At 47.2% G+C, this 11,939-nt stretch carries 12 protein-coding genes, 1 tRNA gene and 1 other annotated feature; of the genes, 1 reads left to right on the top strand and 12 read right to left on the bottom strand.

Annotated elements, in window-relative coordinates:
* Positions 1–127: 127 nt before the first annotated feature.
* The 8 genes from rplJ to rplS all read right to left on the bottom strand — a co-directional run bounded on the left by rplJ (position 128) and on the right by rplS (position 4,173).
* The gene (rplJ, locus tag QUA23_RS08645) at positions 128–736 is read right to left on the bottom strand and encodes a 50S ribosomal protein L10 (protein WP_333073877.1); all 609 of its coding nucleotides are present in this window, start codon (positions 734–736) and stop codon (positions 128–130) included.
* 29 nt (positions 737–765) lie between these two features.
* Positions 766–938, bottom strand: a sequence feature (ribosomal protein L10 leader region).
* Positions 939–1,048: 110 nt separating this feature from the next.
* Positions 1,049–1,762: a 50S ribosomal protein L1 gene (gene rplA, locus QUA23_RS08640; protein ID WP_190663916.1), complete on the bottom strand. Its 714-nt coding sequence runs from the start codon at positions 1,760–1,762 to the stop codon at positions 1,049–1,051.
* Between the two features lie 199 nt (positions 1,763–1,961).
* Positions 1,962–2,387, bottom strand: a complete 426-nt coding sequence (rplK, locus tag QUA23_RS08635) for a 50S ribosomal protein L11 (protein ID WP_006635588.1) — start codon at positions 2,385–2,387, stop codon at positions 1,962–1,964.
* Positions 2,388–2,390: 3 nt separating this feature from the next.
* Entirely contained in the window at positions 2,391–3,029 is a 639-nt protein-coding gene (gene nusG, locus QUA23_RS08630) for a transcription termination/antitermination protein NusG (RefSeq protein ID WP_333070762.1), read from the bottom strand.
* Positions 3,026–3,259, bottom strand: coding sequence for a preprotein translocase subunit SecE (secE, locus tag QUA23_RS08625; protein WP_172186534.1), 234 nt, complete (start codon positions 3,257–3,259; stop codon positions 3,026–3,028). The genes nusG and secE overlap by 4 nt, the downstream gene beginning before the upstream one ends.
* 144 nt (positions 3,260–3,403) lie before the next feature.
* A complete protein-coding gene (locus QUA23_RS08620) occupies positions 3,404–3,613 on the bottom strand; it encodes a hypothetical protein (RefSeq protein ID WP_333073875.1) in 210 nt (69 codons plus the stop codon).
* A tRNA-Trp gene (locus tag QUA23_RS08615) sits at positions 3,584–3,656 on the bottom strand. Before QUA23_RS08615 ends, QUA23_RS08620 begins: the two co-directional genes overlap by 30 nt.
* Before the next feature lie 133 nt (positions 3,657–3,789).
* Positions 3,790–4,173 carry a 50S ribosomal protein L19 gene (gene rplS / locus QUA23_RS08610; RefSeq protein ID WP_333054363.1) on the bottom strand — a complete coding sequence of 128 codons (384 nt, stop codon included), beginning with the start codon at positions 4,171–4,173 and terminating at the stop codon, positions 3,790–3,792.
* 40 nt (positions 4,174–4,213) lie between these two features.
* Here rplS and QUA23_RS08605 point away from each other — a divergent pair, with 40 nt between their 5' ends.
* Positions 4,214–5,593 carry an inorganic phosphate transporter gene (locus QUA23_RS08605; protein WP_445243480.1) on the top strand — a complete coding sequence of 460 codons (1,380 nt, stop codon included), beginning with the start codon at positions 4,214–4,216 and terminating at the stop codon, positions 5,591–5,593.
* A 52-nt stretch (positions 5,594–5,645) separates the two neighbouring features.
* On the opposite strand, the gene QUA23_RS08600 is transcribed toward QUA23_RS08605, so the two are convergent.
* From QUA23_RS08600 to QUA23_RS08585, 4 genes are all read right to left on the bottom strand, one after another.
* On the bottom strand, positions 5,646–5,882 hold the full coding sequence (locus tag QUA23_RS08600) for a hypothetical protein (protein WP_333073873.1): 237 nt from the start codon (positions 5,880–5,882) through the stop codon (positions 5,646–5,648).
* 155 nt (positions 5,883–6,037) lie between these two features.
* Complete coding sequence (locus QUA23_RS08595) at positions 6,038–10,165, bottom strand: amino acid adenylation domain-containing protein (RefSeq protein ID WP_333073872.1); 4,128 nt, start codon at positions 10,163–10,165, stop codon at positions 6,038–6,040.
* 92 nt (positions 10,166–10,257) lie between these two features.
* Positions 10,258–10,860 (bottom strand): HEPN domain-containing protein, encoded by a 603-nt coding sequence (locus QUA23_RS08590; protein WP_333073871.1) that lies wholly within the window; start codon positions 10,858–10,860, stop codon positions 10,258–10,260.
* Between the two features lie 10 nt (positions 10,861–10,870).
* Complete coding sequence (locus QUA23_RS08585; protein WP_333073870.1) at positions 10,871–11,935, bottom strand: ParA family protein; 1,065 nt, start codon at positions 11,933–11,935, stop codon at positions 10,871–10,873.
* Between the last annotated feature and the right edge of the window lie 4 nt (positions 11,936–11,939).

Raw genomic sequence — 11,939 nt, 5'->3', positions numbered from 1 at the left:
CTAGTTCGATTGTAGGTTTGGGATTTGGAATTTGAGATTTGCTCATTCATCATTAGTTTTTCGTCTCCAGTCTTCTATCTATTGCTAAATACTAATGACTGAGGACTAATGACTAATTACTAATGACTTACACAGATGCGCTTTCTGCTTCTGCTTCTGGTTGCGCTTCTGCTTGTGCTTCTGGTTGTGCTTCTGCTGCTACTTCTGCTGAACCGCCGTCTTTTTCAGCATAAGCTTTAAGACCGCGAGCGATCGAAGTAGGAACTTGATTGATACCCACAGCCAACTTGGTTGCGACACCGTTGATAGCGCCAGCAATTTGAGCCATGAGTTGTTCTTTCGACGGCAGATCAGCTAATGCTTTAACATCAGCTTCTTTCAGCACCCGTCCTTCCATGACGCCGCCGCGAAGTTCAGTCTTCTTAGAGACTTTTTGGAATTCTTGGTAAGCTTTAATTGCGCCGCCAATATCTTCTTGCACGAACAGAAATGCCGACGTACCGGTCAGCAATTCCTGTATCGGCTGCCAGGTTTCGTTGCCTTCAACCGCAATTCGCATCAGCGTGTTTTTTGCCACTTGGCAACTGCTGCCTTTCGGACGCAAACGCCGACGCAAATCTGTGATTTCAGCAACAGTTAAGCCCGTGTAGTCGATCACGATCGCCAGTTGAGATTCGCTCAAGGTTTGCTTGAGGTCTGCAATAATCTCATTTTTTACTGCTAAAGTTTTGCCCATACTTATTTCACCTCCTTTTAGGATCGAAAACTGCCCACCAAAAACCCCGACCTTAGAGCCGGGGCAGAGAATTAAAAATTAACAAGTCAGAATTAAAAATAGAAAATTTCTAATCTTTGAGTCTTGAGTTTTTATTTCTTCAGCCTCGGCAGGAAATTAAGCGGTCGGCACCTGCGGTCTTCAGCTTATTGATTTTTGATTAGGCTATCATCAGAAGGCAGAGATTAGCAAGGGTCTGGCGTAAGTCTTGTGAGAGATTTACACAGACAGCCGAAGCTGTCTTTTACCTTCTGCCTTCTGCTTAATTCTGTACTAGGCAGCATCAAGTTTGGTATCGCGCAGGGCACTGATATCGACTTCGATCGACGGGCCCATTGTTGCGGATACGTACAAACTGCGCCAGTAGCGACCTTTAGCACCAGAAGGACGGTTGCGGTCAACAGTTTCTTGCAAAGCATGAAGGTTGACGAGCAAATCTTCCGCTGAGAAAGCTGCCTTGCCAAACATAACATGAACGATGCCAGTTCGATCGGCACGGAATTCTAGTTTACCACCTTTAAACTCGTTGATCGCCTGAGCAATGTCAGTCGTCACCGTGCCACCTTTCGGAGAAGGCATCAAACCGCGCGGGCCCAACAACCGACCCAATTTTGCCACCAACGGCATCACGTCTGGGGTAGCAATCAGGCAATCGAAGTCCATCATGCCCTTCTGAATTTCATCAATCAACTCTTCCGAACCAGCAATATCCGCGCCGGCATTCAGAGCTTCTTTAACTTTTTCGCCCTTAGCAATCACCGCAATTCTGACTACTTGACCAGTTCCTTTTGGTAGCGATACAGTTGTCCGCAACTGTTGGTCAGTATATTTCGGGTCAATTCCCAAACGGATGTGAGCTTCAGCAGCTTCGCCAAACTTAGCGGTTGCTGTTTCTTTCAAAAGTTGCAGAGCTTCCAGCGGTAGATAAGGTCTGTCTTCAACTTTCTTTTGAAGTTCTTGCAGTCTTCGCGATACTTTCTTTGCCATTGTTATCTCCTGGGGTCAGTTGATGTTAGAGTTTAGATTTTAGAATTGAGCCGTTTTGGCCATTTCAAATCTAAAACATTTGCGATTCTTAGCGAAGCTTTGCTTCTCCCCCTGAATCGACTTAGGACTTACGATTTGAGCTTGAAGATTTTAGCTTCAAAATCATGAATTACTGACAACTGCCAACTGGCAACTGACTTTAATCCGCGATCGCCACGCCCATATTTTTAGCCGTTCCTGCCACAATTTTCATAGCAGCCTCAACATCATTAGCATTGAGGTCAGGCATTTTGGTTTCAGCGATTTCTCGCAACTGAGCCTGTGTAATCGTCCCTACTTGCTTGCGGTTAGGTTCTCCCGAACCCTTAGCAATGCCAGCGGCTTTTTGAATCAAAACCGACGCCGGCGGAGTTTTGAGAATAAACGTAAAACTGCGGTCTTCAAAAACCGAAATTTCTACCGGAACCACCAGACCTGCTTGGTCTGCGGTTCTAGCATTGTACTCCTTGCAAAACATCATAATATTGACGCCGTGCTGACCCAGGGCTGGGCCGATCGGAGGAGCTGGGTTGGCTTTTCCCGCCGTAATCGCCAACTTAATTACTGCAACAACTTTCTTTGCCATTAGTTAGTTCTGTTTCTGAACCTGATTGAACTCCAATTCTACAGGCGTATCGCGCCCAAAAATCGAGAGTAAAACTTTGAGCTTGTTTCGTTCCGGGCTAACTTCAATCACATCACCTTCAAAATCCTTAAACGGCCCGGAAAGTACCACAACGTGGTCTCCAGTAGACATCGATACTTTGACAACTGGTTCTGATTCCTGAGCGTTTCTGAAGATCCGTTCTACTTCCGAATGACTCAGAGGTAGCGGTTTGACGTGACCCCTGCCGCGCCCGTAGCGGCGTTTCTGCTCTGCCCCGACAAAATTAATTACATTCGGGGTATTCTTGATCACCTGCCACGTATCCTCGTCCATAAACATACGGATGAGTACGTAACCGGGAAAGATTTTTTCATCTGACTGCCGCCTGGAACCGTCTTTGCCGACTTTGATCGCCGGAGTTTGCGGAATTTCTACTTGAACGATGCGATCGGCAACATCCAAAGTTTGAATCCGCTGCTGCAAGTTTGCCTTCACGCGCTTTTCGCAGCCAGAGGCAACTTGAACAGCATACCAGCGAGCATCAATCTCCGGCACCTCTGGCGATGCTGCCTGTCCCGTCGCTTCTGTGGAATACTCAGATTCTTCTGATGCAAAAGTCATGGCCCAAACACCTTTCCCGCGCCCCAGTTAAAGAAGTTATCCACCAAATAAATCAGGCTTGCTGAGAGGATTACCATCAAAAGCACGGCCAAAGACTCGCTGATTAACTGCTGCCTGCTGGGCCAAACCACTTTGTCGAGTTCTTCTCTAGTTTCCTTAAAAAAGCCCGCAGGGTTAAACCCAGGCGCCGTTATTTCTTGAGTTTCTTGAGCTTCGTCTTTTTTCGCCACGATTTAATCCCCCTTGCGATTTTAGATTTTAGATTTTAGATGGTGTGAGTGGCCCGCGGCTCTCAGATTTTGTGACACTAACCACTTACGCCCAAGTCTTAAATCTCACATCTAAAGCCACGACTTTTTTACAAGCCCAACCAATCAACGGCGTAAATGCCGATCGCCGAAATCGATGATCGAGAAGCCACACCGAGCATTTGTTGATGGCATTTTTTGCGAACCGCCCACAAAAATTAATTCTACCCGAAAGTTTGCGGTTTTGACTGTTGCCAGCCAATAATCCGGGCGCTTTCGGGCAGAATTTAAAGTTTGGTGATTCAGCGCGCCCTGGAGGACTTGAACCCCCGACATCAGGTTTTGGAGACCTGCGTTCTACCAACTGAACTAAGAGCGCACAGGTGAGGTTGCTGAAATTCGCTTAACCTCTAGATTTCTATTTTAACACAGTGCGCTCGTAAATGGAAAACTTTTTTTGATTTTTTTCAAGTTCCCATGAACCATGAACCAAGGGAAAGCTGGGTGCATTCCTACAGGGAGCGATCGAACCGCTGTTTGACGCGAGTAGCTTTGCCCACCCGATCGCGCAGGTAGTAAAGTTTTGCTCTGCGGACTTTCCCGCGGCGCATCACTTGGATCGTGGCGATGCGGGGCGAGTGAATCAAAAACACCCGTTCCACTCCGACGCCCTGAAACACGCGGCGGACGGTGATTGTTTCATTAATCCCGCCGTTACGCATGGCAATCACAGTCCCTTCGTAGGGCTGAACCCGTTCTTTGTTACCCTCTTTAATTCTTACGCCGACTCGCACTGTGTCGCCGACGTAAATTTCGGGAACTTGTTTATTGAGTTCTTGCTTGACTCTATCTATTTCTGCCGTCTCGATAGAACGGATTATTTCTGCGCCTTTCATCGGATTTACCAAAACTCACAATCCCTTATCATATATCGAAATGCCCGTTTTATGTCAAAAAATTTCTATGTTAGATACCTCTGGGGTCGTATTTCTGCAACTAGGGGCAATGGCCGCACTCGCCTTGTACGTCGCCGCCAACTTGGGAGCCAACGATGTCGCTAACTCGATGGGAACATCCGTAGGCTCGAAGGCGCTAACGCTGCGACAGGCAATAATTGTTGCAGGCATACTGGAGTTTTCCGGCGCAGTGCTCTTCGGGCAAGGAGTTTCCGAAACTCTCGCAACAGGAGTTGTGAATGCACAAGCGTTCGCGGCCAAACCGCAAGTATTTTTGATCGGGATGGTGTCAGTGCTGATAGCTTGCGGGATATGGCTGCAAATCGCTACCAGTCGAGGTTTGCCGGTTTCTTCATCCCATGCAGTGGTGGGCGCGATCGCGGGTTTTAGCTGTGTTGCAGCCGGAATTAATGCGGTTGATTGGCGAACCATCGGCACAATCTCCCTAACTTGGGTGGCGACACCTGTTGCTAGCGGTACTTTAGCCGCACTATTTTACAGTGTCGTGAAGTATTCGATTCTCGATCGGCCAGATCCTTTATCTCAAATGCGCGAGTGGATACCTTGGCTGAGTGCAGCAATGCTGAGCGTATTTGGGATAATTGTACTGCCGTCTGTTGTGAATGTCGCTTTGGTGCAGACAGGGGCGATCGCCGCCGCGCACGATCGATTTGGCTGGAATCTGCCAATTCACGATATTGTGATTGGCATTGGGAGTATGGGGGCGATCGCCTTGACACTCAATAGCTGGAAAAAATTAGAATCAGTTGAAAACCCAGAAGCCAGAGGGGAAAAGGCAGAAGGAATAAGTACAAACTCCTCCTCCACTCCGACACACCGTCACTCTCTCATCGAGCAACAAATGGCGAGATTTCAAGTCTTGAGCGCCTGTTTTGTAGCATTTTCCCACGGTTCCAACGACGTAGGAAATGCCGTTGCTCCCCTAGCTGCGATCGCCTACATCCGGCGCACAGGTTCCTTTCCCTCAGAAGATTTCAGCGTTCCCCTGTGGATTTTAGTCCTCGGAGGCGCAGGAATAGTCATCGGTTTAGCCATCTGGGGCAAAAATGTAATTGCCACAGTCGGCGAAAAGATCATCGAACTGCAACCCAGCGGCGGATTTTGCGCGGAATTAGCCACAGCCACCACAGTCTTGCTAGCATCCCGCTTCGGTTTGCCAGTTTCCACATCCCACGCTTTAGTCGGTGCAGTCGTCGGAGTCGGGCTGATCAAAGCTTGGAAAACAGTACGCTTGCAAACTTTGCTGTCAATTGGTTCGGCTTGGCTGGTGACAATTCCGATCGCAGCAGGTTTGGCTGCTATCATCTTCAGCATCGCCCAATCCATTGGGCAATTTTAGATTTTAGATTTTAGATTGAGGCATTTCAGAACAGTCAACAGTCAACTGTTAACTAATCTTTCTGATTGCCTCGGTTGGGATAAACTCTCGAAGGCAAAAGCTTCCAACCCGCAGCATCTGCACCCCAGTTGCGAAAAATCTTCACTGAAGCGAAAATTTTAGCGAAACGCCAATTATAGTAACGCTTCCAGTCAGCGGGCCACTGGGCGGTTTCGTCAGCGGCTTGCAAAGCTCTGACTTCAGCTTCGAGTGCTGTGGCGTGGCGCTGCATAATGATTTCTAGTTGCAAAAAGTGTTCTTCGGGCGATCGCAATTTTTTTACATCCTAACTACAAACGTGATAACGGTGATTTGACCGGACATCAGATTGCCTACTTCTTCATGACTAATAGCGCTTTTGCACATCAAACCCGGTTGCCGGGTACAAGCAAGCAAAACTGCCACTCAATCACTTAATTCCTTCTCCAAGCAATGCTTTAGCTGTTGAGCCAGCACCTCGACGCAGGGCTTTCTCAACATAGTAAGATGATTTCCAGCAACTCTAATCACCTCTACTTTTTGGGTCGTTAATTCGCTCCAGCCAAGAGTCGGATCTTGATGACCCCTGCTTAGCTTTTCCCTCGATCTAAACAGAGTAATTCGCTGCGGATAAATTTTCGGTACATAGCTGAGAGTTGCTTGACTGTTAGCCTGAAATACAGTAAACATTGAGGGAATTGCCAGCTCGCGCCAGCTTCTTTCTTTTGACTCCTGAGATAGGATGCTAACCATAACGGCCTGTTTCCAATTCCAGCGATGCAAAAAGTTAGCTGCCAAATTAAGCATCTTATTTAATTTCGGAAATTTGGCAGCAATACCGCCACTTTGAACATTTTCCGCAGCAGCCACCAAGCGAAAATAATCTACTACAAAAGGCCAGATAGAGCGCGAAACAGTAGTCAGAATAAACTTGCAACCGTCCCAAAAAGAAGGTTTGTTAGCAGAAACCGGCGCTAAAGTATCCAGCACAGCAAGTAAAGCCACTTCATCCCCCGCTGCGAGCAACTGTTGAGCCATCTCAAAAGCAACCAAACCTCCAAAAGACCAGCCTCCTAAAAAATAAGGCCCTTTTGGTTGAACTGTACGCAAGGCTGCGATGTAGTCAGCCGCCATGTCTTCAATGCTAGTTAACGGAGAAGTTTCGCCGTCAATACCCTTTGGTTGCAGCCCGTAAAACGGTTGATTTTCTCCTAGCCCAAAGGCTAACTCGACATAAGGAAATACCACGCCAAAGATGGGATGGACGCAGAATAACGGGGGATTTTTACCGCGAGGCTTAATTGCAACTAAAGGCGACCATTCCAGAGAATTTGTTTCTGAAGATAGCGAATCTGCTAAACCTTCAATTGTCGGATTTAAAAAAAGGGCAGATAGCGGCAACTCGCGCTCAAATTGCTGGTTAATCTCATTGATGAGGCGGATTGCCAGCAGGGAATCTCCACCCAAATCGAAGAAGTTGTCGCGAATGCCAACGCACTCGGCGTTGAGGATTGTGGCCCAAATTTGGGCGAGGGTTGACTCGGTTGGCGTGCGAGGTGCAATGCAGCTTTTATCTATGGAATAGCTTGTTAGATTCCCCGGTGCAGGTAGGCGCAGGCGGTCGATTTTGCCATTGGGAGTTAGGGGCAGAAAATCAAGCGCCACAAAAGCACTGGGAATCATGTAATTGGGCAGTTGTTGTTTGAGGAAATTGCGTAGTTCCCCGGGATTAAGCGTCTGATTGTGATTGGGGACAACATAAGCAACTAGGCGTTTGTTGCCGGACAAATCATCCACAGCAACCGCTGCTGTTTCTTTGACTGCTGGATGCTGAACCAGCAGCGCTTCAATTTCTCCCAATTCTATTCGATAACCGCGAATTTTTACCTGTTCGTCTGTGCGGCCTAAAAACTCAATATTGCCGTCGGAAAAATAGCGAGCTAAGTCACCTGTTTTATAAATTCGTTCTCCTGCTTTCTGGCTAAACGGATTAGCAATAAATCGCTGGGCGGTTAATTCGGGGCGGTTCAGGTAGCCTCGCGCCAATCCGCTGCCGCCGATGTACAATTCACCGGGAATTCCAACGGGTACAGGCTGTAAATTTTTATCTAAAATATAGAGTTGAGTGTTAGCTATTGGGCGGCCGATTGGCGGTTTTTTGCGTGAAGCGAAGCTATCCCGCAGGGAATCGCCAATTTCGGCGAAACTTGACCAGACTGTCGCTTCTGTAGGGCCGTAAGCGTTAAAAAATCTGCGCCGGGAAGCCCAGCGTTTAACAATATCCGGGGAACAGGATTCGCCAGCACAGATGATTGTTTGCAGTGCGGGAAGTTTGGCGTTTGGAAGGACACCTAGCAGCGAGGGCGGGAGGGTAGCGTGAGTAATAGCATTGTCCTGCAAAAATTGGATTAATGTTTGTCCTGGCAACAAAGATTCTTTCTTGGCACAGTAAAGTGTTGCTCCGGTTCCCAAGGCCATGACAATCTCAAAGATTGAGGCATCAAAGCTCAGGGATGCGAATTGCAAAATGCGGTGATTTGAGTTTAAGTTAAAAGCTTCTATTTGAGCTATGGCTAAGTTGGAGAGTCCCCGATGTTCGATTAAAACGCCTTTGGGTTTTCCGGTTGAACCAGATGTGTAAATGACGTAGGCTAGGTTTTCTGGTAGGATATTTGTAGTTGGGTTTTCTGGGCTTTGTCGGGCGATAATTTCTCTGTCGGAGTCCAAACACACTACTGAAAAAACTCCGTAATTTTTCGGCTGCGTCAAGTTTTGGGCTAAGTGCTGCTGAGTTACCAAAATCGACACCTGAGCATCTTCTAACATGAAGTTAAGCCGCTCTTGAGGATAAGTTGGATCTAAAGGCAGGTAGGCTGCGCCTGCTTTGATAATGCCTAGCAATCCGACGATCGCATCTAAGGAACGTTCTACACAAAGGCCCACTAAGATTTCTGGTGCTGCTCCCAATTGCTGCAAGTAACGTGCAAGTTGGTTGGCTTGGTTGTTGAGTTGGCGGTAGGTTAACTGCTGGTTTTCAAAGACGGCGGCTACAGCATGGGGCTCACGCGCGACTCGATCTTCAAATAGCTGATGGAAACACTGGTTTTGCGGATAATCTCTCTGAGTGTCATTCCAATCGATTAATAATTGCTGGTATTCTGCCGCTGTCAGCAAAGCCAAGTCGCTGAGGCGCTGTTTGGGATTGGCAACAATGGCTTCGAGCAGCGTTTGGAAATGTCCCGCCATGCGCGCAATTGTGCCGCTATCAAATAAGTCTGTGCTGTAGACAAATTGCCCTTGAATACTTCCTGCATTTTCCCACAAGTGGCACTCTAAATCGAGCTTGGCGGTTCCCGCGTCAAAGTCGATCGCCTCTCCAGCAATTCCCGGCAATTCTAGCGCTGCTACAGGAGTGTTTTGCAGGCTAAAACTAACTTGAAATAGGGGGTTGCGGCTCAACTCGCGATCGGGGTGCATTTCGTCAACCAACTTCTCGAAAGGCAAATCTTGGTGAGCGTAGGCTGCCATTGCGACGTTTTTTACCCGATGCAATAGTTCCCGAAAAGTTGGATTTCCTGATAAATCTGCACGCAGCACTAAACTATTGACAAAAAAACCGATTAATGCTTCTATTTCGCTCAGGTTGCGATTGGCGATCGGCGTTCCTACTGCAATATCTACTTGTCCTGTATAGCGGTACAGCAAAGTTTGAAAAGCGGCTAGTAGAGTGATAAATAAAGTCGCGCTTTCTTGCTGGCTCAATGACTTTAGCGCCTCGCTCAAAGCAGGTGATAGTGTTATAAATTGTTTAGCGCCGCGGTAGGATGGAACGGCTGGCCTTTGCCTGTCTGTTGCTAGATTGAGTGTGGTAATTCCGTTTAACTGCTGCCGCCAATAAGTTAACTGCGTTTCTAATACTTCGCCCTGCAACCATTGGTGCTGCCATTCTGCAAAGTCGGCGTACTGCACGGGCAGTGCTGGTAAGTGCGAGATCCCATTTTTTACAAAGGCTGTGTAAAGCATTCCCAGCTCTCGAATAAGCACTCCAATCGACCAACCATCAGCCACAATATGATGTAAATTCAGCAACAATATATGTTCTGTTTCACTCAGTTGTAACAGCGTTACTTTAAATAACGGCCCAGAGGCTAAATCGAAAGGGCATTGCGCTGCATCGGTTGCGAGTTGCAGCGCTGCGGTTTCCTGCTGAGTTGGCGAGAGATTTTGTAAGTCGATAGTGGGGATAGATACGGTTAAAATGGGAGCAATAACTTGTACGAGTTCCCCTTCCAAAAGCGTAAAAGTGGTGCGTAAAGTTTCGTGCCGCTGCACAATTTCATTGAAGGTTTGCTCTAGGCATCTTAAGTTAAGCGAACCAGTTAAGCGGAGCGCTGTTGAAACATTATAGAAAGGATTGCCCGGTGCTAATTGATTGAGGAACCAAAGCCGCTGCTGAGCAAATGATGCGGGGAATACAAAAACTTCTGTTTCTTCGGGAAGATTAAGCTTTTCTTCACCAGCCGGGAGGGAATTGTTGGAAAGATACTGAGTCATATCAAATTATCAGGCAAGCCTCAAAGGAAAGCGCGTACAAAGTAGCCTACAAATATTACATAGAGAAGATTTCATCTCTTTGATTAAGATCTTTACCAAGGCAATACTAGACTATAACTCGTTTCGATATGCTGCTTCATGCCGAGGTCGGTAACATTCACAAGATGTGTAAAAAACACATCAACATCGTCTATCGCTTTAGCCGTAAGCCGAACTTTTCCGGTTGCTGTTTGAGTCCAAGAAAAAGCGGGAATAGCAAAACCATGTGCAAAACTGTGCCGCACTTTTAAAATCTCATTTAGCTTCTGCCGAACGGCTAATCCGTTCAGGCTTCTTGCAGACCAAATCCAATCGCCAATAGGATCGTAACCAGTGTTTTGAATCAGAAGGTTTCGCGTGTTGTCCGCGTTTGGCGTATTAAATCTTTCAAGTGCGCGTTCCGCCGCATCTCTAGCAATAGAATGTACGGCATGAAATTTGGGATCTAAAGGATTTGCAGTTGCAGCGAAAAAATTGCGAACGAGTTCGTTTATGTAAGCATCCCATACAGCAACAAATGCAGCTAGAGCGGAGTGATAGTAGACTTGAGTTTGGCTGCGCGATATTGGTTGCAAGCGCGGATCGGTAGCTGTTTGGCGAAGTGTTCTAGCCGTGTTGGACGCGCTCTTGTACCTCAATGCTGCTGGTGACGCCACGGCGATGCTCCTAGAGACAGTTTACGAACTGTGCAAGGGCTTCCCTGTATCTGTCCAATGGACCTGGATTCAATTGCACGCGCTCACCTACGATGTTCTTTGGTCCAGGTGTTAGCTTATGCAACGGGGTGCCAGTTGTAGCAGCAACCACACAGGCACTATGATAATCAGGGATTTCAATAAAGCTGTTACTCGGAGATGGGATCTCGATAAAGCTATTACTGGGAAATTCTTTGGGGTTAGCAAAAATATGACGATGCTTCTTATATATATTATCCATCGTCTGCTTAATAGTTTTATTTACAGCTTCAAATGCCTTGCTAGCCTTTCCTTCGTATAAAGTTACCCGGTTGCTCACGAAAGTATGTAACTTTGGTACAGGTACACCATCTTCCTTGGCACGTTTTGCAAAGCTGATTCGTGCGTATGGTGCTGTATGTTGATCGGTGATACCATAGAGAAGTGCAACGACATTCTCTATGGCACGACGCGAACTATCATCGGCTGTAAATGGCACAACAACGCCTTCTGCGGCAACTAAAGCAAGCTGTGTATAAATTGCAAAACTAGGGTTACAGTCAATGACGAAGAGGGTGTCTCGATCGCCACTTAGTTTGCGGAGAGCAACTGTCAGATCCTGTACCCAAGTTAGCACCTGTTTCCAAGCATCAATTGGTATCGAAAGTTGGGATGTCTGTCGGATTGCTTCAGAGATTATTTCGAGGAGATTGTCCCCACATATGAGCCTCAAATTTTCTGGTATGTTCGGATTGAATTGTTTAGGTTCACACAGGTAGGGTGATACGTCGTCAATCATTCTAAAAGGGGAGTTCAGGCGTGCTTCAAGGTATCCAGCTACCGTCGCACGCGGAGTCTTAGTGTTCAAAGAACGTATTGCCTCTGGGCTAGTGAGATATCCACCAAATAGAGTTTCTGAAACATTCGCTTGCGGACATAGATCAATTACGTAGACATCAGAATCGGGGTGACGGTGAGCATATTCAGAAGCAGCGACAAAGCAAAGGAAGCTTTTGCCGACACCACCTTTATTGTTCCAGAAAGCGTATGAACTCATTGGG

Source organism: Microcoleus sp. Pol1C5, assembly GCF_036701115.1.
Taxonomy (GTDB): Bacteria; Cyanobacteriota; Cyanobacteriia; order Cyanobacteriales; family Microcoleaceae; genus Microcoleus.
Note: the sequence above shows the minus strand (reverse complement) of the source record. Positions and strands in the feature narration are given on the sequence as shown.